The organism is Micromonospora sp. NBC_00860, assembly GCF_045207375.1.
Classification (GTDB): Bacteria; Actinomycetota; Actinomycetes; order Mycobacteriales; family Micromonosporaceae; genus Micromonospora; species Micromonospora vinacea.
In genome coordinates this window covers 2798152-2824925 of sequence record NZ_CP108825.1, presented here as the reverse complement: position 1 = coordinate 2824925, position 26774 = coordinate 2798152, and the positions used below count along the sequence as shown (strand labels likewise).

Sequence of the window (26774 nt, the reverse complement as noted above, 5' to 3'; positions counted from 1 at the left end):
ACGGGTGATGTCAGGGGAGCGGGGTCGGCTCGGTCGGTTCACCGACGCGGTGCTCGGCGGCGCGCGTGCCGCCCGGGACAAGGCCCGCGAGCTGCGCGACGAGTTCCGCACCAGCGACGAGCCGGAGCGCGCCCTGGTGGCGCCGCTGCTGGCCGGGCAGGATCTCCGCTACGTGGGGCTCGGGCCGGTACGCATGTCGCAGACCCACCGGGCCGGTCGGCAGCTCGCCGACGAGGTCGGCGCCGAGCTGGCCGACGCGCTCGACCCGAAGGTGCTGTTCGGGCTGCTCAACATCGTCAACCCGGTGGTCTGGGTCGACGCCGTGCTGGCTCCGGTGCGGCTGGCCGCGGGTGTGCTGCTGCTGCCGGGCAAGGCCGGTGCCATCGCCGCCGGTGTGCCGGAAGTGGCCGCGCCGGAGCCGGGCCTGCCCCAGCAACCCGCCCAGCGGGAGCCGATCCCGCTCACCGAGGAGCAGGAGGCGTTCCGGGCGCTGTTCCGGCTCAGTCAGTACCGTCCGCTGGCCGAGCAGCTCGCCGAGATCGCCTACCGCCGCCGGTACGTCTTCAGTGGTGACCTCGCCACCCTCGCCGGCAGCCTGCTGCTCTTTTTGGAGCGTTACACCGGCACCCCGTTGGCAGTGACCGACACCCACCTGCACCTGCTGCGGATGGGCCCCCGCCCGGACGCCGACCGGCCGGACCGCCGTCAACCGCGGGTGCTGTGGAGTGTGCGCCGCGACCGGGTGGCCCGGGTCGACTCCGAGCGTGGCGCGAGCGGGCTGGTGCAGCTCGCCTCCACCATCGTCTTCGACGACGGCTCGTGGATCCGGCTCACTCAGCCCGCGCTCCGCGACGACCAGTCGCGCTTCCTGACCGCGATCCAGGACCTCCCCGGCCAGCGCCCGACGCCGTGACCCGGCCGGTCAGCCTTGGCCCGGCCGGCTGCTCAACGGTGACCCGGCGCGTGGGTCAGCCGTCGCGTTCGGGGTAGCCGACCGGCACCGCGGAGACGTCGTCCAGCGCGGTGGTGATCTCCTCGGGAAGGGTGATCCGTTCCACCTGGAGCGCACCGAGCAGCTGCCCCACAGTCCGCGCGCCGAGGATCGGCGCGGTCACGCCGGGCCGGTCCCGGATCCACGCCAACGCCACCTCCAGCGGCGACACCCCCAGCCCACCGGCCGCTGTCGCCACCGCCTCCACGATGCTGGAGCAGCGTGGCTCCAGGTACGTCGAGACGAACCGTTCGAAGTGCGGCGACGCGGCCCGGGAGTCGGCCGGACGGCCGTGCCGGTACTTGCCGGTGAGCACGCCCCGGCCCAGCGGCGACCAGGGCAGCACGCCCAGGCCCAGCGCGTCGCACGCGGGCAGCACCTCCCGCTCCACGCCCCGCTCCAGCAGCGAATACTCCACCTGGGACGCGACCACCGGCGCCCGCCCCGGCCAGGCGGTCTGCCAGGCGGCGGCCCGCGCGGTCTGCCAGCCGGAGAAGTTCGACACCCCGACGTAGCGGACCTTGCCGCTGGCCACCGCGTGGTCCAGGGCGGCCAGGGTCTCCTCCAGAGGGGTGTCCGGGTCGTACCCGTGCACCTGGAACAGGTCGACGTGGTCGGTGCCGAGCCGGCGCAGCGACGCGTCCAACGTGCGCAGCAGGTGCCCCCGGGAGCCGTCCCGACGTCGCCCACTGCCGGGGCGCAACCCGGCCTTGGTGGCGATCAGCAGCTCCTCGCGGGGGACGAGGGAGCCCAGCAGTGAGCCGATCACCGACTCGGCGTCGCCGTCGCCGTACACGTCGGCGGTGTCGATCAGGTTGCCGCCCGCGTCGAGGTAACTCTTCAGCTGAGCGGCCGCATCGTCGGCGTCGGTGTCCCGGCCCCAGGTCATGGTGCCGAGCGCGAGCCGGGAAACCGCCAGCCCGCTTCGGCCGAGCGGTCGCTGTTGCATGGGTGAACCTTATTTCGAACCTGCCGCCACCGATATCCTCGCTCCCGTATCTCTGCCGGTTCTGCCGGTTCCGCCGCCCCGGGCTGCCCCGATGGAGGGGGGATCAAAGGGGTCGAGCCGGTGATCGAGTCCGTTATCGGCATTGCGTAACCTGGGGCGACCTGTGCCACGGATGGGGGAGGACCAGTGCGACTCGGGCTCAGTCTTGGATACCAGACCGCGTGGAGCACACCGGCCGACCACCTGGCGCTGGCTCAGGAGGCCGACCGGCTGGGCTATTCGGTGGTGTGGGCGGCGGAGGCCTATGGCTCCGACTCGCCCAGCATGCTCGCCTGGATGGCCGGGCAGACCGAACGGATCGATGTCGGCGCCGCGGTGATGCAGATCCCCGCCCGTACGCCGGCCGCCACCGCCATGACCGCCGCCACTATCGACGCGCTCTCCGGCGGCCGGTTCCGGCTCGGTCTGGGTGTCTCCGGCCCGCAGGTGTCCGAGGGCTGGCACGGCGTGCGCTTCGCCAAGCCGCTGGCCCGGACCCGCGAGTTCGTCGACATCGTCAAGCTGGCCATCGCCCGCAAGGAGGTGGCGTACGACGGCGAGCACTACACGCTGCCGCTGCCGGACGGCCCGGGCAAGGCCCTGCGGCTGGGCTTCCACCCTCCCCGCGAGCACATACCGATCTACCTGGCCGCGGTCGGCCCGAAGAACCTTGAGCTGGCCGGCGAGATCGCCGACGGCTGGCTGGCAGTGTTCTACGCCCCGGAGTTCGCCGAGGAGCAGCTCGCCTCGGTGCGCGCCGGGCGGGCCAAGGTCGGCAAGGATCTGGCCGGGTTCGACGTCGTGCCGTCGGTGCCCGTGGTGATCGGTGACGACGTGGCCTCCTGCGCCGAACTCGTCCGCTGGTACGCCGCGCTGTACGTGGGCGGCATGGGCAGCCGTCAGCAGAACTTCTACAACCAGCTCGCCACCCGGATGGGCTACGGCGACGCCGCCCGCGAGGTGCAGGAGCTGTACCTGGCCAAGCGGCAGCGCGACGCCGCCGCTGCCGTACCCATGGAGTTCATCGACCGCACCTCGCTGCTCGGCCCGAAGGAGCGCATCGCCGAGCGGATGCGGGAGTACGCCGCCGCAGGCGTCACCACGCTGTCGGTGACCCTCTTCGTGGCCGACCGGGACAGTGGTGTGCAGACCCTGCGTACCGTCGCCGAGGCTCTCGACCTCTCGGGAGTCGGCGAGTGACCTGGGTCGAGGCCATCGTCCTGGGCATCGTCCAGGGACTGACCGAGTTCCTTCCGGTCAGCTCGTCGGGGCATCTGCGGATCACCTCGGCGATCTTCTTCGACCGGGACGCCGGCGCGTCGTTCACAGCGGTCACCCAGCTCGGCACCGAAGCGGCCGTGTTGATCTACTTCGCCAAGGACATCTGGCGGATCACCCGGACCTGGCTGGTGGGCATCCGGGACAAGTCGGTCCGCTCCAGCCTCGACTACCGGATGGGCTGGTACGTGATCGTCGGCTCGATCCCGATCGGGCTGTTCGGTTTCGTGTTCAAGGATCAGATCAAGACCGCAGGGCGCAACCTGTGGGTGGTGGCGACCACGCTCATCGTGTTCGCGTTCGTGCTGGCCTTCGCCGAGTACTGGGGGCGGCAGACCCGCACCCTGGAGAACTTCCGGATGAAGGACGGCATCGTGATGGGCTTCGCCCAGGCCATGGCGCTGGTCCCCGGGGTGTCCCGCTCCGGCGGCACGCTCACCGCCGGGCTGCTGCTCAACCTGACCCGGGAGGCGGCGGCACGGTACTCGTTCCTGCTGGCCATCCCGGCGGTGGTGATGTCCGGCGTGTTCAGCCTCGGGGACGTCTTCGAACCGTCCGCCCCGGGCACGTCAGTGCCCACGGTGGCCCAGACGATCGTGGCCACCCTCATCGCGTTCGGCATCGGTTACGCGGCCATCGCCTGGCTGCTGCGTTACGTCGCCCACCACACCCTGTACGTCTTCGTGCTGTACCGGGTCGCGCTGGGCACCCTGGTCCTGGCCCTGCTGCTGACCGGAACGATCGACGCCACCTGACCGATCTGTCGACGGCCCCCGGCTCCGCCCGCAGGCGGAGCCGGGGGCCGCAGTCGTGATCCCTCCGGAGCCCACGACGGCCCGGCGCGGGGCGCAGGTCATAGGGTGGTCTCCGTGGCGACCCTTCTGCTTCTGCGACACGGCCGAACCACGGCGAACGCCGATGGCGGCCTGGCCGGCCGGCAACCGGTCGAGTTGGACGACACCGGGCGCGCCCAGGCCACCGCGGTCGGCGAACGGCTGCGGCCGGTGCCGCTGGCCGCCGTGGTGACCAGCCCGCTCATCCGATGCCGGCAGACGCTGGAGTTGGCGCTTCCGCAGGCCGCCCCGGTGGTCGAGGACGGGCTGATCGAGTGCGACTACGGCAGCTGGGAGGGGCAGCCGCTGAAGAAGCTCGCCAAGGAGCCGCTCTGGCCGGTCGTCCAGCAGCACCCCAGCGCGGCGGTCTTCCCGGGCGGGGAGGCGATGGCGGCGATGGCGGCGCGGGCCGTGGCGGCCGTGCGCTCCTGGGACGCCCGGGTGAGCGCGGAACACGGGCCCGAGGCGGTCTGGCTGGCCTGCAGCCACGGCGACGTGATCAAGGCCATCGTGGCGGACGCGCTCGGCGTACACCTGGACGCCTTTCAGCGGATCGTGGCCGACCCGGCGTCGGTGACGGCGATCCGGTTCACGCCGCTGCGTCCGTTTGTGGTGCGACTCAACGACACCGGTGGCGATTTGGCGGCGCTGGTGCCGCCGCCGCCCAAGCGGCGTCGCCGCGCGAGCCGGGTGGCCGACTCGGACGCGGCCGTCGGCGGTGGGGCGGGTGCGGCGCGGTGAGGCACGTCACGACAGCGCCCGCGACCGGGGCGTCGGCGCACGCCGGAAACGCCGCCACGCCCGGGTTTAGCCCCTCGTGCACCGGGCGCGCCGCCGCTGCGGCGATTCGCGTCGGTGGGGTGCGCGGTGCCAAGGCGGGCCGGATAGGGTCGTGGGTATGACCCACCAGGTGCACGCCTTCGAACCGCCGGAGCGGTTCGTCGCCGGGACTGTCGGGCCGCCGGGGGAGCGCACGTTCTTCCTGCAGGCCCGCGGCGGCGGCAGGCTGGTCAGCGTCGCGCTGGAGAAGGTCCAGGTGTCCCTGCTCGCCGAGAAGCTGGAGGAGCTGCTCACCGAGGCGCAGCGCCGCTTCGGGGTGGACCTGCCCGAGCTGGCGCCGGTGATCGGCGACAACGAGCCGCTGGACACGCCAGTCGACGAGGAGTTCCGGGTCGGCACGCTCGGGCTGGCCTTCGACGTGGACACCGCGACCGTGGTGATCGAGGCGATCGCGGCGGGCGAGGTCGAGCCCGAGGTCGAGCTCGGCGACGAGGACGACGAGGACGACGACGAGGACGAGGACGACGAGCCGGACGAGGACCTGGATCGGCTCCGGGTCCGGCTCACCCCGCAGGCGACCCGCCAGTTCATCGAGCGGGCCCGGCGAGTGGTCAACGCGGGCCGGCCACCGTGCCCGCTCTGCGGCCAACCGTTGGACCCCGCCGGGCACCTCTGCCCGCGGCACAACGGTTACCACCGGTGACCTCGTCCGGCCTCCAGCCTCGCCAGGACGGCGACGCCGCACTGCGGCTGCTGCGTGACGGCGCCCTCGACCTGGAGGGTCGGCTTGTCGACGCGTCGAACACGACGCTGCGCGGCATCCTGACCCTGGACGGGGTGACCGCCCGCTGCGTCTACAAGCCGGTCCGTGGCGAGCGCCCACTCTGGGACTTCCCCGACGGCACCCTCGCCGGTCGGGAGGTCTCGGCGTACCTGGTCTCCCGGGCCACCGGATGGGACCTGGTGCCGCCCACAGTGCTGCGCGACGGCCCGTTCGGCCCCGGCTCCTGCCAGCTGTGGATCGACGAGCCGGAGGACGCCGAACCGCTCGTCGGTTTCCTGCCCGCCGGGGAGTTGCCGCCGCGCTGGATTCCGATCGCCGCGGCCCGCGACGACGACGGCGCCGCGTACGCCCTCGCCCACGCCGACGACCCGCGGCTGGCCCGGCTCGCGGTGCTCGACGCCGTGCTCAACAACGCCGACCGCAAGGGCGGTCACGTGCTCGTCGGTGCCGACGACCGGATCTACGGCGTGGACCACGGGGTGAGCTTCCACGTGGAGGACAAGCTGCGGACGGTGCTCTGGGGTTGGGCCGGCAAGCGCCTGCCCGCGGACGCCGTGGAGATGCTCGACGCGCTGGCCGGGCAGGCCGCCGGGGCGCTCGGCGCGGAGCTGGCCGACCACCTGACGATCAGCGAGGTGGCCGAGGTGGCTGCCCGGATCGACCGGCTGCGCGACACCGGCTGCTTCCCCCAACCTCCGGAGGACTGGCCGGCGATGCCCTGGCCGCCCATGTGAGCCGCTGTCATCTTGATCACCCGTGGGGTGCTCCGGCGTCGTCGCCGGGCTGGCTAGGCTGATCCCATGGAGTCTTGGGCGGGACACGAGGTGCCACGGCTGCCGGGCAGGGGCGAGCCACTGGCGTTGTACGACTCGGCGCGGCAGGGTGTCCACCCGAGTGAGCCGGCCGACGCGGGAAGCATGTACGTCTGCGGCATCACCCCGTACGACGCCACCCACCTCGGCCACGCCGCCACCATGATCACGTTCGACCTGGTGCAGCGGATGTGGCGTGACGCCGGCCGCCCGGTGCGCTACGTGCAGAACGTCACCGACATCGACGACCCGCTGCTGGAGCGGGCCGCCCGCGACGGCGAGGACTGGGTGGTCCTGGCGATGCGCGAGACGGCACTCTTCCGGGAGGACATGGAGGCGCTGCGGATCATCCCGCCGGCGCACTACGTGGGCGCTGTCGAGTCGATCCCGGACATCGCCGACAAGGTCGAGGTGCTGCTCAAGGACGGCGCCGCGTACCGGCTCGACGACGGCACCGGCGACGTCTACTTCGACATCTCCGCCACGCCCAGCTTCGGCTACGAGTCGAACCTGACCCGCGAGCAGATGCTGGAGATCTTCCCCGAGCGCGGCGGCGACCCCGACCGGGCCGGCAAGCGGGACCCGCTCGACCCGCTGTTGTGGCGCGGCGCCCGCGAGGGCGAGCCGTCCTGGCCGGGCGGCGAGTTGGGCCGGGGCCGCCCCGGCTGGCACATCGAGTGCGCGGTGATCGCCCTCAACCTGCTCGGCGACCGGATCGACGTGCAGGGCGGCGGCAACGACCTGCTGTTCCCGCACCACGAGGCCTCCGCCGCGCACGCCGAGCGGCTCACCGGCCAGGCGCCGTTCGCCGAGCACTACGTGCACGCCGGAATGATCGGCCTGGACGGCGAGAAGATGTCCAAGTCCCGCGGCAACCTGGTCTTCGTGTCCCGGCTGCGCGCCGACAAGGTCGACCCGATGGCGATCCGGCTGGCGCTGATCTCCGGGCACTACCGCAGCGACCGCACCTGGACCGACGACCTGCTCACCGCCGCGCACGAGCGCCTGGACCGTTGGCGGCGGGCCGCCGCCGCGCCCGCCGGGCCGTCCGGGGCTGAGCTGCTGGCCGAGGTACGCGCACGCCTGGCCGACGACCTGGACACCCCCGGAGCCCTGGCCGCAGCAGACCGTTGGGCCGAGGCGACCCTCGCCGGCGCCACCGACGACACCGAAGCGCCCGCCCTCTTCGCGAAGACGGTCGACGCCCTCCTGGGCATCCGCCTCTGATCCCGCGCTGGCTCGCCCCGCGCTGGCTCTGGCCCTCGCCCCGCGCCGGCTTGGCCGATCATGGAGTTGTGGTGGCCGGTATGTAGTGCTGCGCCCCTTATGCGACGCACCACAACTCCATGATCGACGGAGCGCTCGAAGTGGGGCGTAACGGCGCCATGCGTCGCCCCCATGCTCAGCCGTCGATCTTGCACTTTCTGACGTTCCGAAAGTTGCTAAGCGGGGCAGAAGGGCGACAGGAAGTGCAAGATCGACCGGGCCGGGCCGGGCCGGGCCGGGGCGGGGCGGGCCGGGGCGGGCGGGTCAGCCCAGGATCAGGCCGGGGTCGGGGTCCGGATCGGGGGTGGGGCCGGGGATCTTGTACTCCTCGGTGAGGGTGGTCATGGGGCCGGGCCAGGTCGCCTGGGACACCTCGATCGGCTTGCGCTGCGCGTCGTACGCGACGTGCAGCAGGTGCAGCACCGGGGTGTCCGGCCGGATCTGGAGGGTCTCGGCCTCCTCCCGGCTCGGCTGGCGGGCGCTGATCGTGTCGGTGGCCGAGACGTACCGCCGTCCGGTGGCTTCCTCGGCCTCCTGGTAGAGCGGCCGGCCGAACGCCTCGGTGCGCTCCAGCGAGGTGCCGGCGGTGTCGCGGGGCAGGAACCAGGAGGCGCCCACCTCGACGGGGGAGTCGTCGGTGCGGACGAGGTGCCGGCGGCAGAGCAGGCTGGTGCCGTCGGACACGCCGAACGCGTCGGCCACCTCGGCGGGGGCGGGGGCGTGCCCGACGGAGACGAGTTGTTGACGGTATCGGGCGGCCAGGTCGGTGTGGTAGCCGCGGAAGCCGCCGTACCGGCCTCGGGAGAGGCGGTTGAGTCGGCGGCGGGTGCCCCGGACGTACGTACCGGAGCCGGGTTTGGTGATCAGGATGCCCTCGACGCGCAGCTGGTCGACGGCGCGTTGCACGGTTTGCTTGGCGACGCCGAACATCTCGGCGATGGCCGGGATGGACGGCAGCCGCTCGCCCGGGCCCCAGTCGCCGCGGCGGACCTGGGCCTTGAGCTGCGCGGCGATCTGTCGGTGCGGGAACTCGGCGGCCCCGGGGTTGATCTGCACACCCGCCTCCTTGATCACATCTAGGTTCCTAGGATGCCCTAGAGGGTGTGACGGCGCTACCCGGGACACGCGAAAACGGGCCCCCGGACCACAAAAAGTCCGAAGGCCCGCAGCGAAATGGTGTTACCAGGAGCCGGCGGTGGGACCGGCCGAACCGCCCCGGCGGCGCAGGTACTTCTCGAACTCCTGGGCGATCTCGTCACCGGTCAACGGGGTGATTCCCTCGTCGCCGACCCGTTCTTCCAGCTCGCGGACGTATTCGCCCAGCTCGGCGTCCTGCTCGGCGGCGCTGCGTACCCGTTGCTCCCACTCGGCGGACTCCTCCGCCAGGTCGGCCATCGGCACCGGCAGGTCGACGACCTCCTCGACCCGGTGCAGCAGGGCGAGGGTGGCCTTCGGGCAGGGCGGGTTGTTGGCGTAGTGCGGCACGTGCACCCAGAACGAGACGGCGTCCACCTCGGCGCGGGTGCAGGCGTCGTGCAGCACGCCGACGATGCCGGTCGGACCGTCGTACCGGGTGGGGGTGAGCTGGTAGCGCTCGGCGGCCTGCGCGTCGGAGGCGCTGCCGCTGATGGGCAGCGGCCGGGTGTACGGCACGTCGGCCAGCAACGCGCCGAGCAGCACCACCCGTTCCACCTCCAGGCTGTGGCAGATCTCCAGCACCTGCTCGCAGAACGTCCGCCAGCGCATGCTCGGCTCGATGCCGCGGATCAGCACCACGTCACGGTCGGTGCCCTCCGGGCTGGCCACCATGAACCGGGTCGTCGGCCACTCCACCCGCCGGGTCTCCCCGTCGGCCATCGTGATGGTGGGCCGGCTGACCTGGAAGTCGTAGAAGTCCTCCGGATCCAGCTCGGCGATCTGTCGGGCGTTCCAGACCTGTTCCAGGTGCTCGACCGCCGCGGTGGACGCGTCGGCGGCGTCATTCCAACCCTCGAACGCGGCGATCGCCACCGGGGACCGCAGCACCGGCAGTCCGTCGAACTCGGTCACGCCGTCACCTCACCCTGCTCGTCGCGGCTGGCGCCGGGACCGCGCCCGGTCGTCATACCGTGGGGCACGGCGGCGTCCCTGTTGTCCTTCACGTCCGTCAGCCTACGTGTCGGGCGAGGGTGCGGCCCGTCGGCCGCGCCGGTCGGCCGGTCCGGCAACAGGTCATACCCGAACGAACCAGACAGGGTGATCCCGGTGACACAATAGGGGATCGCTCGAGGGCGGTCGTGGAGTGCGGTCCGATCGCATTAACCTGAACGGGTGCGGACTTCATTGATGGATGTGCTGGCAGACCGGATCCTCATCGCCGACGGCGCGATGGGCACGATGCTGCAGGCCGCGGACCTCTCGCTCGACGACTTCGACGGGCTGGAGGGGTGCAACGAGATCCTCAACGTCACCCGCCCGGACGTGGTGCGTGGGGTGCACGACGCCTACCTGGCGGTCGGCGCCGACTGCGTGGAGACCAACACCTTCGGCGCCAACCTCGCCAACCTCGCCGAGTACGACATCCCGCACCGCATCCGCGAGTTGTCCGAGGCGGGCGCCCGGATCGCCCGGGAGGCCGCCGACGCGGCCAGCACCCCCGAGCGGCCCCGGTTCGTGCTCGGCTCGATCGGGCCGGGCACCAAGCTGCCCACCCTCGGGCACGCCCCCTACTCGACCCTGCGCGACGCCTACCAGGAGAACGCCGCGGGTCTGATCGTCGGCGGCGCGGACGCACTGATCATCGAGACCTGCCAGGACCTGCTCCAGGTGAAGGCGGCAGTGGTCGGGTCGAAGCGGGCGATGGCCGAGCTGGGCCAGTCGGTGCCGATCATCTGTCACGTCGCTGTCGAGACCACCGGCACGATGCTGGTCGGCAGTGAGATCGGCGCGGCCCTCGCCGCGATCGAGCCGCTCGGGGTGGACCTGATCGGGCTCAACTGTTCCACCGGCCCGGCCGAGATGAGCGAGCATCTGCGCTACCTGTCGCAGCACTCCCGGATCCCGCTGTCGGTGATGCCGAACGCCGGCCTGCCGGTGCTGACCGCCGACGGGGCGTACTTCCCGCTGACTCCCGTGGAGCTGGCCGAGGCCCTGGAGCGGTTCATCACCGAGTACGGCGTGGGGCTGATCGGCGGCTGCTGCGGCACCACCCCGGAGCACATCCGGGTGCTGTCCGAGCGGCTGCACGGCGCCACCGCCCCGGCCCGCGAGCCTCAGCACGAGGCGGGCGTCTCCTCGGTGTACCACCCGGTGCCGTTCGCCCAGGACGCGTCGGTGCTGATGGTGGGGGAGCGGACCAACGCCAACGGCTCGAAGGCGTTCCGGGAGGCGATGCTCGCCGGTGACTGGCGGGCCTGTGTGGAGATCGCCCGCAGTCAGGCGCGCGACGGCTCGCACCTGCTCGACCTGTGCGTGGACTACGTCGGCCGGGACGGCACGCAGGACATGCGGGAGCTGGCCGGCCGGTTCGCCACCGCGTCGACGCTGCCGATCATGTTGGACTCCACCGAGCCGAACGTGGTGGAGGCCGGGCTGGAGATGCTCGGCGGCCGCTGCGTGGTCAACTCGGTGAACTTCGAGGACGGCGACGGCCCCGAGTCCCGGTACGCCCGGGTGATGCCGATCGTCCGCGAGCACGGCGCGTCGGTGGTGGCGCTGCTCATCGACGAGGAGGGGCAGGCCCGTACCCAGGAGTGGAAGGTCCGGGTCGCGGCGCGGTTGATCGACGACCTGACCGGCCGGTGGGGCATGGACCGCGCCGACATCCTGATCGACGCGCTGACCTTCCCGATCGCCACCGGGCAGGAAGAGACCCGCCGCGACGGCCTCGAGACGATCGAGGCGATCCGGGAGATCTCCCGCCGCTACCCGGGCGTCAACTTCACACTGGGCATCTCGAACATCTCCTTCGGGCTCAACCCGGCGGCCCGGCAGGTGCTCAACTCGGTGTTCCTGCACGAGTGCGTGCAGGCCGGGCTGACCTCGGCGATCGTGCACGCCAGCAAGATCCTGCCGATGTCGAAGATTCCCGACGAGCAGCGCGAGGTCGCCCTGGACCTGGTCTACGACAGGCGCCGCGAGGGGTACGACCCGGTGCAGCGCTTCCTGGAGCTCTTCGAGGGCGTCGACGTGACCAGTGCCCGGGCCACCCGCGCCCAGGAGCTGGCGGCGCTGCCGCTGGACGAGCGGCTCAAGCGGCGGATCATCGACGGCGAGCGCAACGGCCTGGAGGCCGACCTGGACGAGGCGATGGCCGGCGGCCGGTCCCCGTTGTCGATCATCAACGACATCCTGCTGGACGGCATGAAGGTGGTCGGTGAGCTGTTCGGCTCCGGCCAGATGCAGTTGCCGTTCGTGCTCCAGTCCGCCGAGGTGATGAAGACCGCGGTGGCCTACCTGGAACCGCACATGGAGACCGCGGAGGACGGCGGCAAGGGTCGCATCGTGCTCGCCACAGTGCGCGGCGACGTGCACGACATCGGCAAGAACCTCGTCGACATCATCCTGTCCAACAACGGCTACGAGGTGGTGAACATCGGCATCAAGCAGCCGATCAGCGCCATCCTGGACGCCGCCGAGCAGCACCGCGCCGACGCGATCGGCATGTCCGGGCTGCTGGTGAAGAGCACAGTCATCATGAAGGAGAACCTGGCCGAGATGGCCACCCGCGGGGTAGCGGAGCGTTGGCCCGTCCTGCTCGGTGGGGCGGCGCTGACCCGCGCCTACGTCGAGGACGACCTGCGGTCGACGTTCCCCGGGCAGGTGCACTACGCGCGGGACGCGTTCGAGGGCCTGTCCCTGATGGACAAGGTGATGACCGCCAAGCGTGGCGGCGCCCCGGTGATCGACCCGGAGCGGGAGGCGGCTCTCGCGGCCCGGCGGGCGCGCCGGGAACGGCAGCGCTCCATGGTCACCACCTCGCTGCCGGAGCTGCACGACTCCTCGGTCCGCTCGGACGTGGCCGCCGACGTGGCGGTGCCCACCCCGCCGTTCTTCGGCACCCGGGTCGTCAAGGGCGTGCCGATGGCCGACTACGCGGCGCTGCTCGACGAGCGGGCCACCTTCTCCGGGCAGTGGGGGCTGCGCGGCGCCCGGGGCGGCAGCGGACCCTCCTACGAGGAACTGGTCGAGACCGAGGGCCGGCCGCGCCTGCGGTACTGGCTGGACCGGCTGATCGCCGACCAGGTCCTTGAGGCAGCCGTGGTGTACGGCTACTTCCCCGCGTACTCCGAGGGCAACGACCTGGTGGTGCTCGACGAGAACGGGCACGCGGAGCGCGCCCGGTTCTCCTTCCCCCGGCAGCGGCAGGAGCGGCGGCTCTGCCTGGCGGACTTCTTCAGGCCCCAGGGCGACCAGCTCGATGTGGTCGCGTTGCAACTGGTCACCGTCGGCCAGCCGGTCAGCGAGTACGCGGCGAAGCTGTTCGCCCGCAACGAGTACCGCGACTACCTGGAGGTGCACGGGCTGTCCGTGCAGCTCACCGAGGCGCTGGCCGAATACTGGCACCAGCGCATCCGCGCCGAGATGACCCTGCCCGACGGTCGTCCGCTGGGGCACGACGACCCGGCGGACCTGGCCGGCATCCTGCACAACGACTACCGGGGCTGCCGGTACGCGTTCGGCTACCCGGCCTGCCCCGACCTGGAGGACCGGGCGAAGATCATGGACCTGCTCGGCGCGGACCGGATCGGGGTCGAGCTGTCCGAGGAGTTCCAGCTCATGCCGGAGCAGGCCACCGACGCGATCGTGGTCCACCACCCGGAGGCCAACTACTTCAACGCCAAGTAGCGGCGGCGGGCGACCTGAGCTGCACCTCAGGTCGCCCGGAAGGCCCCTGGACCATGGTCATGCCGTCTTCAGGCTGTCAACTCGGGCGCTAGCCTCAGCCTCCGTAGACGGGGCGCGGATGGGCAGGGTTGGATGACGGACAGGTTCGATGTCGGGGAAGCCATGTTGTCTGGGATCGGCGGTCGGGCGGAGGCCTGGCGCTTCATCCGGGCCTTCGCAGCTGAGTGGACCAGGCCGTTGCGCGACGGTGACGGGGTTGACCGCGAAGAGGTGCGTGACGCGGAACAGGCGCTGGGATTCGAGCTTCCGGCGGCGTTGCGTGAGGCGTACCTGCTGTTCGGTCGGCGCGATGACCTGACAAGGAACCAGGACCGGCTGTTGCCACCACGCGTCCTGGGGGTCGACGAGCGCGGCGAGGTGCTGGTTTTTCGCGACGAGAACCAAGGCGTGGCTTCGTGGGGAATACCGCTGGCCGACATCGCTGACCTGGATCCGCCAGTGGTCGTGGAGCACGGGGAGGGCTGGCGGCCGTTCCTGGACAGTGTCTCGTTGGCCTGCGTGGAGATGGTGCTCACCGAGGTGCTGTTCGGTTCCGAGTACCTGGAGAACGCCGCCGAGCTACCGGCCGAGCTGATCAGCGTGGTCGAGGCGAACTACCAGCGGGTCAACTTTCCTGAGTACCCGATGTGGTCTGAACCGGCGGAGCCAGTTCGCTGGTTCTCCGCGCCGGGCCAGTTGCTGCGCCTAGACGGGGCAGGCGAGTGGGCGTGGCTGTTCGTCCGGGGCCGGACGGCAGACGATCTGCGGCGGATCTACCGTCTCGTCCCTGGAGATTGGACTCTGGGAAATGCGCTGCTCTAGTACTCCAACGATTGCTAGGGACGACGCCTGGACACCCGATGAGCGTAGAAATCATCTAGCCTTGCCGCGTGCCTGAGCCGTGGTGTGTCGTTGCGGAAGCCGATGTGCTGTCGTATGCGGGAGCGCGAGCGCAGGTGCTGTCGGGTGGCGATGTCAGCTTCGTGGTCGGGCCGTCGGCGACGCTGGTCATCGTCCAGGCCGGGGACCGGCCCGACGGCAGCGCGGTGCAGAACTTTGACGATCTGGCGCTGCATGGGCCCTTCCCCGAAGGTGTGGAAGCCCGGTTGGCCGGGTCCGAGCTTCCGCGCCTCGGATTCGTCCGCCTCCCAGAGGGATTCATGTCGTTGGGCGAGTTGCGGCATGCGGTCAGCCGTCACGAACCGGGTGACATAGCTGAGGACAGCCCGTTTCCGTATCGTCTGCCAGGCAAACTGTCGTTCTGCCAGCTGCACATCACAGACCGTCTGCCGTTTTACGTTCTCGACCGCGTACGGCCCACATCGCAGCACCCGCTTCCCGGCCTCAACTGGCTCGGGTTCCTGCCCTACGACGGTGTCGCCGCGTTGGGTGAGTTCGTGGCCGATTGGTACGCCGACGTCCCACGAGGCGACGATGCGCTTGGCGACGTGGACCGGGTACTTCCCGAACCGTTGCTCGCCTTCTACCGGGCGGCTGCCGGCCGCGAAGAGGTGTACGGGTTACACAACCAGCTCTACACTGCCGACGAGCTCGAGGACGAGGACGACGGGCTGGTGCAGTTCGGGGCGGAGAGCCAGGGCGTCTTCGCGATGTTGCTGGACCCGACCGAGGCTGACCCGACAGTTCAGTACAGCGGACTGCACGCGAAGCACGAGCGGGAGCCCTTAAGTGCGTTCCTGTTGCAGTTCCTTCTCTGCGAGGCGTCATACTCCAGTCCCTTTGGTGGCTTCGCGACTGTTGCAGCCGAGCAGGCGCGGCGGTTGGTTGAACCGCTGCATCAGGTACCTCTGCAACCCATGCGATGGCCCGGAGACCCTACCCAGCATTACGTAGCTCCCGGGCTCGTCGTCACGACCGCGGCCTGCCCCGATGGATCAGTAGAGGTATACGCAGGAAGCCGATACCGGTCGGCGCTGCGACTGCTGCGCGCGCCGGACTTCATCTGGGAACGGTTCGACGGCTAATCGCGCGCCGCACGCTGCGTGGAACATGGACGTTCAGCCCTCGACGGGCCCCGCTACCAGCGCAGACATGTTGGAGAACCTTGCCAGCGTGCGGAACTCATTACGGGCGCATGTGAGGATGCCTACATGGACCAGGCGCTGAGTCGGCAGGCGGCCTCGGATGCGATCAGCGACCAGGGATGGCGGTATCTGCTGGGCGCGTTGCGCACGTCGGTCCCCGTCGGCTCATTGGTCCAGGCAACGGAGGTGGCGGCGCGCGTAGTGGCGGCCTGCGGTAGCGACGCCGATGGGCACCTACGCGCTGACATCCGGTCCGACCGGGTCGTCTTGACCCTGCAGTCGTTGGATCAGGCGGCGCTCACCGCTTGCGATATCGACCTTGCGCATCGGCTTTCCGCCGCCATGCGGAACGTCGGGCTCCGGACGGAGCCTGAGATCGGTACGGGAGCTCCGCGGTCGGTCCAGCTCGTGGAGATCGCTATCGACGCGCTCGACATCGCAGCGGTCCGGCCGTTCTGGAAGGCCGTGCTGGGCTACACGGACGAGGCGGGAGCCGATGGTCCCGAGGATCCGATCGTCGACCCGGTCGGGCAGGGTCCGGCGATGTGGTTTCAGCAGATGGATCAGCCACGCCCGAGCCGGAATCGCATCCACTTCGACATCTGCGTCCCGCACGACGAGGCACCACGGCGGATCGACGCCGCGCTGACGGCCGGTGGCCGACTGGTGTCCGCGTCCCGTGCCCCCGCCTTCTGGGTTCTCGCCGACATCGAGGGTAACGAGGCTTGTGTGACGACCTGGCAGGGCCGAGACGACTCGTAGACCGGGCTGACCGGCCAGTCAGAGGTCGCGGCCGTTGGCGACCGTGCTCACCGCCGGTGTCATCAAGGAGGCAGCCCGCAATGAATCCTGGTCCTGGCCGGTATCCGGGCACCGGCAAGATGGTGGCGTGAAGACCGAGCCCGTCACAGCAGGCCGGGCGGCGTTGGTGGACGACCTGGAGGGCTTGCCCGGCAGCTCCGACGGCTGTTGCCTCGCCCTGACGTTGGCATCTCCCGTCTTTCTTCGTGCCGGTGACGTCTGGTGGGTTGAGGACGAGGTGCTGTACGTCCAGCGCGGAGACGCCCCGGCGGTGGCGCATCGGGGTGCCGTCGAATGGCGTCGGCGGTGGTAGCGCGGGGGCCTGGACCGTGCCTGGTTCCCGCTACGGTGTCGCCATGTCTCGATTCAGCATGATGGCTCGCGTGGACGTGCCTCATGAGGTGGCCGACGCCGAAACGTGGATCGCGCGCTATCGCGAGTCGTTGACCTCAATAGCGGAGACCGGCTGCGGCTGCTGTGTACGTGCGTGGCAGATGGAAGGGCCGCGAGAGTTGGTCGACACGATCCCGCTGGTGCTCAGTGCCTCGTCGGAGTGGGACCGGGACTGATCATCCGCAAGACCGCAGCCTGACCTGGCGCCCCCACGCCGGGCGACTGGTGCGATAGTCCGTCGGCGTCTCCGCCGATATTCGCCTCACGTCGATCGAGCCCGGACGCACGGACGGCTGCCGGCACACTGTCGCAGCAGCTGACCGCTCCTCACTCCACGAACGTGCCATCCGGATTCATGATCTCGTCGCGCACCAGCGGTACGAACGCCGACCAGGTCCCGTGATCCACGGCGACGGACATACGGATACGCCCGTCGCCGTCATCGAGGGCGTAGCTGACCATGCAGTACCGCGTGCCGTCCGCCCCGACGACGGTGCGTACCTCCTTGTCGTCGAGCATCGCCCGCCAGTCGCCGTAGTTGGCGCGTTGCCATTCAGCCAGGCGCGCCTCGGCAAGCTGTGCCGCGAACTCGTTCTTCAGCCCCACCCACTCAGCCTTCCAGCCGCCGTGTGGCCGGGTTCCAGAGCACCTGCATGCCAGCATCAGTCCTGACGGGTCCCGTTACCTCGATCATCCGGCCTCCCCACACATCCCGGCCATCGCCGGGCCGTGCGGCGTCGCATGGCCGCGCCAGCTACTTAGTGGCGCGTACACCAGCGACGTTGACCCCAGCCGCGGTCACGCCGTCGCCTTGTAGCAGCGCCATGCCGAGCGCGGTCGTGGTGTGGATGACCATGCCACCACGTCGAACGCTGGTGATGACGTTGTTCTGGCGCAGTACCGCCAGGTGTTTGCTCGCCGCCGGCACGGAGATGCCGGCGATCCGGGCGATCTCGGAGGTGTTGCGGCCCGCCGCGAGTTCGAGGATGCGGCTGCGGGTGGCGCCGATCAGCGCGGCCAGGGGTGAGTGACTGGCGTCCGTGAGGACCCGGATGGCGGGGTCGATCGGGTAGACCAGCACCGGCGGCAGGTCGAAGTCGGCGAGCACCATCAGCTGCCGGGCTTCCTTGAAGTACGACGGAATCAGGGTCAGCCCGCGTCCGTCGAGGTGCAGGTCGCTGTCGCGGGCCACGCCCCACTGCGCGACGTGCAGGGTGCCGTCGGCGTATCTGGCCTGGGGGTGCAGGGTGTCGAGCACCTGCGCCCATCCTCCGGCGACCAGGTGCCGCAGGCGGCGTTGCAGGTCGGTCTGGACTGCGGCGGACACCTGTGCCCACATCGGTGCCAGCACCACGTCGCGGTAGGCCCGTAGGGCGGTCCCGAGGGCGGCCAGCGCCGCCGGTTGGCCTCGGGCGAGGCTGTCGACGCCGGCGCGGACGTCCTTGTTGGACGCGGCGAGTAGACCGATCTCCTGTTGCAGTCGCGCGCGGGGGGTGGACAGGATGGCCTCGACGCCAGAATCGAACCCCTGGTCCGGGGGTGTGAGGAAGTCGGGGAAGTAGCCGCGGGGCGGGCTGAGAGCGATGATCAGGTTCGTCTTCGCTCTCAGCCCGGCGGAGGGATGTAGCTGTTGCCGCGCGGACCGCTTCCACGAGTCGAGAAGGGGATGGGAGTCGCGCAGACGCAGCTGGTGGATGCTAAGTGCGGTCTCCCAGAACCAGTCGACGCCGGGCGCGAAATGGATACGCGCCAAATCTTCGCGGGAGAAGTGGATGCGCAGCACACGGCGATGATCGGGTGGCCGCGGTCCGCTCGCAAGGCCCGGATGGTGGCGGTGACGCCGTCAGCCGTGCCGACACAACCCGCGACGACTGACCGGCGGTCAGAGGACCGCGCGGCAGCCTTCCCCGGATGGCAGTGGCCAGAAGAGCGCATCCCGGGTGAGGGGGCCGTAGATGCCGTCCGTCGTCGTCTCCCGGATCGCCTGCGCCACGATGAGCAGATCCTTGGTCTTCTGCCCGAAGTCGCCGTCTACGACAATCGGGGCGAAGTTCTGCGGCCGGTTGCACCTGTTGATCGCATCCTGGAGCACGCTGACACCGGTGTTGTTGTAGTTGCCCAGGCGCAGGTTGCAGCTGGTCGAGCCGGTGGACGACACGGCGGGAATCCACACCAGCTCGTTGTACGGGGCCGTCGCCACCTTCCGTTTGCCGTAGCAGGTGGGGTAGGCGGCTGCGGCCGGGCCCGCCGACGTGAGCATCGCCCCGGCCAGAACCGTGCCAGCGACTACCACGCTGGCGAGGCGCCGCGCAAACGCAGAGACCATCCGTTTTCTCCTTGTGGTCAAGGCCGATCAGGTCGTCGACCGAACGCGCACGACGCTACTGACGGGTCCCGGACCGACCAACGGTGTTAACTCCTGCGGAACAGGCGCTGATCAGGCCACATCGCAGATACGCGGCCGGGCGGCAGGGCGCCTCGCTTAGGGTCCAGAAATGGGCCACCTGTTGTCTGACCAGATCAAGATCTCTGGTTATGAGTACGACGTGGAGACGGGCGTGTCGAGAATGCTCGTGCCTCCGCACAGCCGGGCCGACGGCTAGCGGCCCGCCACGCGCCAAGGCGGGCCGCTATGGATGTCGAGAACGGACGAGTGGCTCCGTCCTCGGGGAGGGTGGGGTCACCGTGACCGCACCAGAGCAGGGAGATCCAGCATGGCGATCCAGCGGATGGACAACGTCCTCATCGTTGTCGAGGACCTTGACGCGGTCATCGCGTTCTTCGTCGAACTTGGCATGGAGGTGGAAGGGCGAGGTCCGGTCGAGGGGCGGTGGGTGGAGCGTGTCATCGGCATCGACGACGTCCGGCAGGAGGTCGCGATGCTGCGTACCCCGGACGGTCACGGCAAGGTCGAGCTGGCGATGTTCCGCCGACCGACGGCGATCAGCGCGGAACCGAAGGATGCACCGGCGAACACGCGGGGCATTCGGCGCATCATGTTCGCCGTCGACGACATCGAGGACGTCGTTGCCCGGCTGCGCGGCCACGGCGCCGAGCTCGTCGGGGAATTGGCGCAGTTCGAGGACATTTACCGGCTCTGCTACCTCCGCGGCCCCGAGGGCATCGTCGTCGGCCTGGCCGAACAGCTCCGATGACGGCCACCGCAGGACCGTCCCGCCCGCACTACTTCAGGGATATAGGGGCCTCTCGGGCGACGGAGACCACTAGATCCCTGAAGTAGTGCGATCTTGGAGGGCGCGGGGCGCGGGGTGCAGAGCCCGGCAGCAGGTGACGGGGTCAGGCGACCAGGGTGCCGCCGTCCACGGTCACCACAGTGCCGGTGGCGTAGGTCGCCCGCAGGAGGTAGACGAACGCCTCGGCGACCTCCTCGGGCTCGCCCACCCGGCCGAGCGGCAGCGATTCGCTGAGCTGCGCGTACATCTGCTCCCGGGTCTCCTCGGGCAGGGAGTCCCAGAGCGGGGAGCGGATCACGCCTGCGGAGACGGCGTTGACCCGGATTGGGGCGAGTTCGACGGCGAGCGCGCGGACGAGCGCGTCGATCGCCCCGGTGATGCTGGCCGCGACCGACCAGCCGGCGCTGGGTCGGTGGTTGGCGGTGCCGGTGGTGAGGGTGATCGATCCACCGGGGCGTAGGTAGGGCAGTGCCGCGTTGACCGCCGACAGGGAGCCGAAGTAGCGCAGGTCGAAGGCGGCCCGGGCGGCGGCGAGGTCGAGGGCGTCGACGGACATCAGCGCGAGGGGTTCGCCGGCGGTGTAGACGAGGTGGTCGAACGAGCCGAGACCGTGGAACAGCCGGGACACGGCGTCGGGTTCGGTGAGGTCGGCGACGTACCCCTGGGTGGTGGTCGGCAGGATCGTGAGGGCGCGGTCCACGCTGCGCTGGTTGCTGGAGGCGACCACGACCTGGGCGCCCTCGCGGGCGGCGCGGGCGGCGGTGGCGAGGCCGATCCCCGAGGTTCCGCCGAGTACGACGACGCGCTTGTCGATGAGGGTCATGATCGTGTCCTTCCGGATGGTGTGGTGGGAGCGGTTACCACCGTGCTCCGCCGGGAACGTCCGCGTCCAAGACCTCTTTCACCTCCTGTGATGCCCGTTGAGCATCACCCCGGTCATGCCCGGCGGGTATCGTGGAACCGCCCGGAGCGGAAACCGGACGGGGGCAGGGTGGACGTCGATCTGCGCAAGCTCCGCTACTTCGTGGCGGTCGCGGAGGAGCTGCACTTCGGTCGGGCCGCCGCGCGGCTGCGCATCGCCCAGCCGGTCCTGTCGCGCCAGATCCGGGCCTTCGAGCACGAACTGCGCGCCGAACTCTTCGTCCGGGACCGCCGCTCCACCGTGCTGACCGACGCCGGCCGCCAGCTGCTGACCGACGCCGGTCCGCTGCTCGCCTCGGCCGAGGCCCTGCGGCGGCGGGTGCAACGGGCCGTGCACGGCAGGCCGACCTTCACCATCGCGTTCATGCCCGGCGTTCTCGTCACCGCCGAAGCCCGTGCCATTGGTCAGCGGCACCCCGACCTGGCCGTCAACGTCGTCCGTACGTCCTGGGACGACCAGGCCGAGATCGTCCGCGAGGGGCGCGCGGACGTCAGTTACGTGCGGCTGCCGGTCGACCAGCGCGGCCTGCGCCTGCGCCCACTGTTCACCGAGCCCCGCGTCGTCGTCCTGCCCACGGATCACCGCCTGTCCGGCAAGGAGTCGGTCGATCTCGCCGAGTTGGTCGAGGAACGGCTGCTGCAGGACCCGGACGCGGTGCCGGAGTGGCGGGACCTGCCGAACCGCCCGACGGACCCCGACTCCGGCCCCCGGCCCGAGCTGAATTCCGTCGAGGAGAAGCTGGAGCATGTCGCCGCGTCCGCCGGGATGGTGATCCTGCCGCTGTCGACGGCGACGTTCTACACGAGACCGGATGTCGTCCACGTGTCCGTCGCCGACCTCGGACACAACCAGGTGTGCCTGGCCTGGGCCGAGGACAACCAGTCACCCCTGGTACACGAGTTCGTGGAGATCGCCGCCCGGCAGGCCAGGCAATCACATGATCGACGTCAAGGGGGGTCAGGCGGCGCCGACCGGGAAGGTCTCGCGTAGGGCCGGCTCCAACGGCCGGCCGCTCGTCGGTTCGATGAACAGGTCGGCGAGCAGGAGGTCGGCGAGGTAGCTGGGGTTCACCCCGGACTCCTTGCGGCCGAGGGCCTGCGCCGCGCCGCCGAGTCGCAGCGCGGCCCGCGCCGCCCCGGCCGGTAGGCGGCGGACCCGGCGGGGTCGGCCCACCGCGTCGGCGATGCGCGCGATCATGTCGTGCCAGCTGAGGTTCTCGTCGGCGACCGGGACGTCCGCGCCGCTGGCCTGCTCCAGGGCGTCGACCGCGACCTCGGCCACGCTGCGGGCGGACGCCGCGGCGCTTCCGCCGGTCGGGGCGACCAGGGGGGTACGCGAGCGGGCCCACCGGTCCAGCGGACCGGCCCAGTTGGGCAGCCGGTCGCCGGCCCGACCGAAGACGAAGGGTAGTTCGAGTACGGCGACCGGCAGGCTGTCACCGGCGGCGGCCCGCCCCTCCCGGGCCTGCTCCAGGCGGCACCGGATGTACGTGTGCCGTTCGGCGAGGCGCCACTGCGGGTGGAGCCGGTCGAAGTAGGTGTAGTAGGAGCCCATCACGACACCCCGGGTGAGACCTTCGAGGCGTGCGGCGGTGAACAGACGTACCACCGGGTCGACGTTGTCGCGGCGGAACTCGGGATAGATCGGCTTGGGCAGCGGCCGTTGCTCCTCGGTGCGGGTGGCGTACACGACGCCGTCGTTGCCGGCGAGCAACGGCCGCAGTTGCTCGATCGAGGCGGACCCGACGTCGAGCAGGTGGTCGATGCCCGGCTGGGCGGTACGCGCCACAGTGGTGGCGGCGTGGCCACGCTCCCGGAGCACGTCCACGACGTGAGCGCCGATCAGGCCACTGCCACCCACCACAAGAATTCGCACGGTGCATCGTCCACGGTGGAGACCACCGATTGTCAAGGGGCGATCGGCGCCCGTCGGAATCAGGCTGAGCCCGGAGACCTGGTCGGGCTGTCCTCGATCTGGGCGGGAGCGGCCTTGGATGCGCCGGTCGTTGGGTCGTACCGCTGCTGTGCCGCCCAGAGCGCGAGCAGGCGCAGGTTGTCGTGTGAGCTGCTGCCGGGATCCGTGGTGTAGATGAAGAGCGTCTGGTCGTCGTCGCCGGGTAGTGCCAGCGCCTCGTATCGGATGGTCATCGGTCCCACCGCGGGGTGGACCATGTGCTTGGTGCCGTGGGTCCGCTCGTGCACCCGGTGGTTGTGCCACCACGTACGGAACTGCGGGCTCTTGATGGTCAGCTCGCCGACGAGTTCATTGAGCTGCGGGTCGTCGGGGTTCCGGCCGGCGTAGAGGCGCAGCGTGCCCACGACGTCAGCCGCCACGGTGGCCCATTCGGGGTAGACCTCGCGGGCGCCGGGGTCGAGGAGGACCCAGCGCGTGTAGTTGCGCTGGCGGGGTGGCAGTTGGGTCCAATCGGTGAGGAGGGCGCGGGCCAGCAGGTTCGACGCGAGGATGTCGGTGCGGCGCCCGACGATGAAGGCCGGGTGGTCGACCATCGAGGCGATCATCTGGTGCATCGCCGGCCGGACCCGCTGGCCCGGCACCTGCCCGGTGCGGTGCCGGGCCGGCCGGGCCAGGTCGACAAGGTGAGCCCGGGCGGCCGCGTCGAGTTGGAAGACACGGCCCAACGCGTCGATGACCGCCTCCGACGGACTGCTGTGCCGGCCCTGTTCGAGTCGGGTGTAGTAGTCGACGCTCACCCCGGCGAGCTGAGCTACCTCCTCCCGGCGCAGGCCGCGGACGCGTCGCCCCGGCAGCGGGAGGATTCCCGCTGCCTCCGGCGTCGTGTCAGCCCGGCATTTCCGCAGGAAGTCGGCCAGTTCTGTGCGTCGCACCATGTCGCCAATGATGGCGCGCGCGGCGGCCCGCGCCCAAGGGCTGGGTGGGCATGGCGTTCCCAGGTACGGCTGGGCCTGGCCAGACGTGTTCGGCTCGCCCGCCCGGCAGCAGCATGGAATGCGTTCCCGGCAGGTCACAGCGCTGCCACTCCAGTCACAAGGAGAACACCGATGTCGTACCCCACCACCCGACCCGCCACCTGGTTCGTCACGGGGACCTCCCGGGGCCTCGGCCTGGAGTTGGTCAAGCAGCTCCTCGCGCGCGGTGACAACGTCGCGGCGACGACCAGGTCGACTGAGCGTCTCGACGCGGCCCTGGGATCCGTGGACCGGGCCCGGCTGCTGCCACTCGAGCTGAACCTCGCGGACGAGCCGGCGGTCGCGGCGGCGATCCATTCCACCACCGACCGTTTCGGTGCGATCGACGTGGTCGTGAACAACGCCGGCTACGGCTTCCTCGCCGCCATCGAGGAGGTCACCGACGCCGACGTCCGGCAGATGTTCGACGTGCAGATCTTTGGACTCTGGAACGTTCTTCGTGCGGTGCTGCCGTCCCTGCGCGCCCAGCGCAGCGGTCACATCATCAACATCTCCTCGATCCTCGGTCTGACCTCCTTCCCGGGCTGGGGTCTCTACTGCGCCGGAAAGTACGCCCTGGAAGGGCTGACCGAGTCACTGGCCGCGGAAGTCGGCGATTTCGGCGTGCAGGTCAACCTCGTGGAGCCCGGCTACATGCAGACCGATTTTCTGCGTACGCACTCCCTTGGCCTGCCGCCGACCACCGTGTCCGGCTACGAGTCGATCCGGGAGATGACCGAGGCGCACCTGGCGATGCCGGGCACCCAGCTCGGTGACCCGGTCCGTGCCGCAACCGCCATCATCAAGGTGGCCGTCTCGGGTGAAGCCCCTCTGCACCAACTGCTCGGCTCGGACTCCTACTCGCTGGCCAAGGCCCGGATCGATGCGCTGACCTCCGACGTGGAGGCGGGCCGCGAGCTGTCGTACACGACGGACATCCCGCAGCACAGCTGAGGACTCTCCGTCGCCTCCTGGCGTTGCCCGGCCTGGTCTCAGTGTCCAGGCCGGGCCCGCCGCCGTTCAGCCGGTGACGAGGTCGAACTTCTCCCGCTGGCTGATGGACGTCCGGTTGACGATCAGCACGACCGGCGGGTCACTGCTTGTTCTTCGCGACGGTGTAGATGTCCAGGACGTCGTCGTCGAAGTAGGGGCCGTACATGTTCCCGGAGAACTTGTAGGACATCACCGAGTTGACGTACCCGAACCGAAGGTCGTTGTCCCAGGCGCGCAGGAACGGGCCGCCGCTCGCGCCCTTGTTGAGCGGGCAGTTCTTCAGCTTGACCCGTTGGGCCCCGGCGACCTTGGTGGTGCCGGAGGAGTAGTACTGCGACTGCCCGTCGAACGGCGGCTCGCCCGGGTAGCCGAGCAGCATCGCGGAGAACGACTTGGACTTGTTGACGCTGAGTCCCTGCCCGCCGGTGACGTGCACGAGCCGGTCACCGTCAAGTGGGTGCATGGTGACGAACGCGAAGTCCCACCAGACGTAACCCCAGTCGACCCAGCCCTCGACCGAGGTGAACTCCTTGGCCGACCAGAGGCCGTGCAGGGGCTCGCCCTCGGTGAACTCGGGCGCGTACACCCAGTTGTCGAACCAGACCGATCCGCCGTCACCCGGGTGTACGCAGTGGCCCGCGGTGGACACCAGGTTCGCCTGCGGGTTGTTGATGGTGCCACCGGAGCAGAAGAAGTCCTCGCCGTCGTGGGTGAAGAACACCCGACCGACGCCGGGTGAGGCGTTCACCGCCTGAGTTCCCTGGCCGCTGCCCGCCGCGCTCAGGGTGGTGGTCGAGGTCCGTGGTGCCGCTGGCGCTGCCACGTCGCGGGGCGCGCCGATTCGGCCGGGGCGGTCGGCGGCCTCCCCGTCGGGTGCGTCGACCCCGTCCGGCATGGGAGCGGGTCGCGCCGCTCGCATGCGCTCCGGGGTCCAGTAGGCGGTGCTCAACCTCGCCGCGGTGTCGGCGTCGGTGGACGGCCGTCCGTGGATGGTGGCACGCGCTTCGACCACTGTCGCGGACCCGGCGGCAGCGGTCGCACCCGCCTGGGCCGGCGCCTGCGCGACAGTGAGAGCGGCCAGCACAATGCTGCCCACGGTGATGAATCCGAGTCGCCGACGCACGAAGCCTCCTGAGGTTGGTGGTCGGAGCCGATACGCTCCGATGTCCTTCCCTAGACGCTAGGCTCGGGCGAAGGGTCTACAGTGGGCATGTCGTATACGGTCAGTGACGGTTGCCTGACTGCGAGATGCGCCGCCGCGTGTCCGAGAACTTCTCACAAACGGGGGTTGAGGATGCCGGAACCGCGCGCCTTCTGGCTGGACGAGCAGTTCGACCGCGAGCACGGCAGCGACGGGCGCGGCCGGTATGAGGCCGAGGTGTTTCGTCGGATCGACGAGTTCGCCGACACCTGGGGTGACTTCGCGCCCGTGGCGTTCGCGGTGACCGCCTGGCGGCTGGCCACCGAGCTGTCGCCCGGCTTCGTCCGCTGGCACCGGCGGGTCATCTCGGCGACCTGCGCGCGCAGCCCGTGGGACGGCAGCCTGGTCTGCGCGGTGACAGTGGCCTCCCGCTGGCCGGCCGAGCTGACCTGGACCAAGCAGTGGCAGCGCGACCGTGGTTGGCAGGACTGGCCCCAGCTGTTCGGCCAGTTCACCACGCCCACCGAGGAGGACCAGACGCGCCGCCCGCATCTGCGCGCGTTGCTTCAGGTGGAGGCGCCGGTCCCGCTCGACGACCTGCCGCCGACGCCCGACGGTCCGGACGACGAGGTCGCCGCGGCGGCGCGCCGGGCCGTGGCGGTGCTGGCGCGGGAGCTCAACGACCTCCTCGCGCCGATGATCGGGCAGCTCGACGCCGGGGTGCCGGCGGACTCCTGAGACCCCCGCCGGCCGGTAGGGTC

Annotated in this window: 27 protein-coding genes; 17 read left to right on the top strand and 10 right to left on the bottom strand. The window is 70.4% G+C overall.

Annotation, left to right across the window (positions count from 1 at the left end; all coding sequences use genetic code 11):
- Positions 1 to 7 precede the first annotated feature (7 nt).
- Positions 8 to 913 (top strand): hypothetical protein, encoded by a 906-nt coding sequence (locus tag OH804_RS12940; protein ID WP_406065304.1) that lies wholly within the window; start codon positions 8 to 10, stop codon positions 911 to 913.
- A gap of 55 nt (positions 914 to 968) precedes the next feature.
- On the opposite strand, the gene OH804_RS12935 is transcribed toward OH804_RS12940, so the two are convergent.
- A complete protein-coding gene (locus OH804_RS12935) occupies positions 969 to 1940 on the bottom strand; it encodes an aldo/keto reductase (protein ID WP_406065302.1) in 972 nt (323 codons plus the stop codon).
- A gap of 186 nt (positions 1941 to 2126) precedes the next feature.
- Here OH804_RS12935 and OH804_RS12930 point away from each other — a divergent pair, with 186 nt between their 5' ends.
- The 6 genes from OH804_RS12930 (at position 2127) to mshC (ending at position 7693) form a co-directional block, all read left to right on the top strand.
- Complete coding sequence (locus OH804_RS12930) at positions 2127 to 3179, top strand: LLM class F420-dependent oxidoreductase (protein ID WP_196922873.1); 1053 nt, start codon at positions 2127 to 2129, stop codon at positions 3177 to 3179.
- On the top strand, positions 3176 to 4012 hold the full coding sequence (locus OH804_RS12925; protein WP_112587410.1) for an undecaprenyl-diphosphate phosphatase: 837 nt from the start codon (positions 3176 to 3178) through the stop codon (positions 4010 to 4012). Before OH804_RS12930 ends, OH804_RS12925 begins: the two co-directional genes overlap by 4 nt.
- A 105-nt stretch (positions 4013 to 4117) precedes the next feature.
- Positions 4118 to 4831 (top strand): MSMEG_4193 family putative phosphomutase, encoded by a 714-nt coding sequence (locus OH804_RS12920; RefSeq protein WP_196922874.1) that lies wholly within the window; start codon positions 4118 to 4120, stop codon positions 4829 to 4831.
- Positions 4832 to 4988: 157 nt separating this feature from the next.
- Positions 4989 to 5573: a DUF3090 domain-containing protein gene (locus OH804_RS12915; RefSeq protein ID WP_196922875.1), complete on the top strand. Its 585-nt coding sequence runs from the start codon at positions 4989 to 4991 to the stop codon at positions 5571 to 5573.
- Positions 5570 to 6388 (top strand): SCO1664 family protein, encoded by an 819-nt coding sequence (locus OH804_RS12910; protein ID WP_196922876.1) that lies wholly within the window; start codon positions 5570 to 5572, stop codon positions 6386 to 6388. Before OH804_RS12915 ends, OH804_RS12910 begins: the two co-directional genes overlap by 4 nt.
- Positions 6389 to 6454: 66 nt before the next feature.
- Positions 6455 to 7693: a cysteine--1-D-myo-inosityl 2-amino-2-deoxy-alpha-D-glucopyranoside ligase gene (gene mshC / locus OH804_RS12905; protein WP_406065298.1), complete on the top strand. Its 1239-nt coding sequence runs from the start codon at positions 6455 to 6457 to the stop codon at positions 7691 to 7693.
- Positions 7694 to 7996: 303 nt separating this feature from the next.
- Here mshC and OH804_RS12900 read toward each other — a convergent pair whose 3' ends face one another.
- Positions 7997 to 8788 (bottom strand): GntR family transcriptional regulator, encoded by a 792-nt coding sequence (locus OH804_RS12900; RefSeq protein ID WP_406066527.1) that lies wholly within the window; start codon positions 8786 to 8788, stop codon positions 7997 to 7999.
- Positions 8789 to 8911: 123 nt separating this feature from the next.
- The gene (locus tag OH804_RS12895) at positions 8912 to 9781 is read right to left on the bottom strand and encodes a PAC2 family protein (RefSeq protein ID WP_030332815.1); all 870 of its coding nucleotides are present in this window, start codon (positions 9779 to 9781) and stop codon (positions 8912 to 8914) included.
- 276 nt (positions 9782 to 10057) lie between these two features.
- Here OH804_RS12895 and metH point away from each other — a divergent pair, with 276 nt between their 5' ends.
- From metH to OH804_RS12865, 6 genes are all read left to right on the top strand, one after another.
- Positions 10058 to 13558, top strand: a complete 3501-nt coding sequence (metH, locus tag OH804_RS12890) for a methionine synthase (RefSeq protein WP_406066525.1) — start codon at positions 10058 to 10060, stop codon at positions 13556 to 13558.
- 132 nt (positions 13559 to 13690) lie between these two features.
- Positions 13691 to 14419: a hypothetical protein gene (locus tag OH804_RS12885; RefSeq protein ID WP_406065296.1), complete on the top strand. Its 729-nt coding sequence runs from the start codon at positions 13691 to 13693 to the stop codon at positions 14417 to 14419.
- A 68-nt stretch (positions 14420 to 14487) separates the two neighbouring features.
- Positions 14488 to 15582, top strand: coding sequence for a hypothetical protein (locus tag OH804_RS12880; protein WP_406065294.1), 1095 nt, complete (start codon positions 14488 to 14490; stop codon positions 15580 to 15582).
- Between the two features lie 126 nt (positions 15583 to 15708).
- On the top strand, positions 15709 to 16404 hold the full coding sequence (locus tag OH804_RS12875) for a VOC family protein (protein WP_406065292.1): 696 nt from the start codon (positions 15709 to 15711) through the stop codon (positions 16402 to 16404).
- Positions 16405 to 16531: 127 nt separating this feature from the next.
- The gene (locus OH804_RS12870; RefSeq protein ID WP_406065290.1) at positions 16532 to 16756 is read left to right on the top strand and encodes a hypothetical protein; all 225 of its coding nucleotides are present in this window, start codon (positions 16532 to 16534) and stop codon (positions 16754 to 16756) included.
- Positions 16757 to 16799: 43 nt separating this feature from the next.
- Positions 16800 to 17012: a hypothetical protein gene (locus OH804_RS12865; protein WP_196922884.1), complete on the top strand. Its 213-nt coding sequence runs from the start codon at positions 16800 to 16802 to the stop codon at positions 17010 to 17012.
- Between the two features lie 151 nt (positions 17013 to 17163).
- Here OH804_RS12865 and OH804_RS12860 read toward each other — a convergent pair whose 3' ends face one another.
- The 3 genes from OH804_RS12860 to OH804_RS12850 form a co-directional block, all read right to left on the bottom strand.
- Positions 17164 to 17499: a hypothetical protein gene (locus OH804_RS12860; protein WP_406065288.1), complete on the bottom strand. Its 336-nt coding sequence runs from the start codon at positions 17497 to 17499 to the stop codon at positions 17164 to 17166.
- Positions 17500 to 17590: 91 nt separating this feature from the next.
- On the bottom strand, positions 17591 to 18619 hold the full coding sequence (locus OH804_RS12855; RefSeq protein ID WP_406065286.1) for an ArsR/SmtB family transcription factor: 1029 nt from the start codon (positions 18617 to 18619) through the stop codon (positions 17591 to 17593).
- Between the two features lie 99 nt (positions 18620 to 18718).
- On the bottom strand, positions 18719 to 19162 hold the full coding sequence (locus tag OH804_RS12850) for a peptidoglycan-binding protein (RefSeq protein ID WP_196922887.1): 444 nt from the start codon (positions 19160 to 19162) through the stop codon (positions 18719 to 18721).
- A 388-nt stretch (positions 19163 to 19550) separates the two neighbouring features.
- On the opposite strand from OH804_RS12850, the gene OH804_RS12845 reads away from it, so the two are divergent.
- Positions 19551 to 19991, top strand: coding sequence for a VOC family protein (locus tag OH804_RS12845; RefSeq protein ID WP_406065284.1), 441 nt, complete (start codon positions 19551 to 19553; stop codon positions 19989 to 19991).
- 142 nt (positions 19992 to 20133) lie between these two features.
- Here OH804_RS12845 and OH804_RS12840 read toward each other — a convergent pair whose 3' ends face one another.
- Positions 20134 to 20853 carry an SDR family oxidoreductase gene (locus OH804_RS12840; RefSeq protein ID WP_406065282.1) on the bottom strand — a complete coding sequence of 240 codons (720 nt, stop codon included), beginning with the start codon at positions 20851 to 20853 and terminating at the stop codon, positions 20134 to 20136.
- Between the two features lie 168 nt (positions 20854 to 21021).
- Here OH804_RS12840 and OH804_RS12835 point away from each other — a divergent pair, with 168 nt between their 5' ends.
- The gene (locus OH804_RS12835) at positions 21022 to 21942 is read left to right on the top strand and encodes a LysR family transcriptional regulator (protein WP_406065280.1); all 921 of its coding nucleotides are present in this window, start codon (positions 21022 to 21024) and stop codon (positions 21940 to 21942) included.
- Here the strand turns inward: OH804_RS12835 and OH804_RS12830 are convergent.
- Positions 21910 to 22827: an NAD(P)-dependent oxidoreductase gene (locus OH804_RS12830; protein ID WP_196922891.1), complete on the bottom strand. Its 918-nt coding sequence runs from the start codon at positions 22825 to 22827 to the stop codon at positions 21910 to 21912. The genes OH804_RS12835 and OH804_RS12830 overlap by 33 nt on opposite strands.
- Positions 22828 to 22886: 59 nt before the next feature.
- Positions 22887 to 23801 (bottom strand): helix-turn-helix transcriptional regulator, encoded by a 915-nt coding sequence (locus OH804_RS12825; protein ID WP_406065277.1) that lies wholly within the window; start codon positions 23799 to 23801, stop codon positions 22887 to 22889.
- A gap of 171 nt (positions 23802 to 23972) precedes the next feature.
- On the opposite strand from OH804_RS12825, the gene OH804_RS12820 reads away from it, so the two are divergent.
- Positions 23973 to 24833 carry an SDR family NAD(P)-dependent oxidoreductase gene (locus OH804_RS12820; protein ID WP_406065275.1) on the top strand — a complete coding sequence of 287 codons (861 nt, stop codon included), beginning with the start codon at positions 23973 to 23975 and terminating at the stop codon, positions 24831 to 24833.
- Between the two features lie 139 nt (positions 24834 to 24972).
- On the opposite strand, the gene OH804_RS12815 is transcribed toward OH804_RS12820, so the two are convergent.
- Positions 24973 to 25995 carry a trypsin-like serine peptidase gene (locus OH804_RS12815; RefSeq protein WP_406065273.1) on the bottom strand — a complete coding sequence of 341 codons (1023 nt, stop codon included), beginning with the start codon at positions 25993 to 25995 and terminating at the stop codon, positions 24973 to 24975.
- Between the two features lie 171 nt (positions 25996 to 26166).
- On the opposite strand from OH804_RS12815, the gene OH804_RS12810 reads away from it, so the two are divergent.
- Positions 26167 to 26751 carry a hypothetical protein gene (locus OH804_RS12810; RefSeq protein ID WP_406065271.1) on the top strand — a complete coding sequence of 195 codons (585 nt, stop codon included), beginning with the start codon at positions 26167 to 26169 and terminating at the stop codon, positions 26749 to 26751.
- The last annotated feature ends 23 nt before the right edge of the window (positions 26752 to 26774 follow it).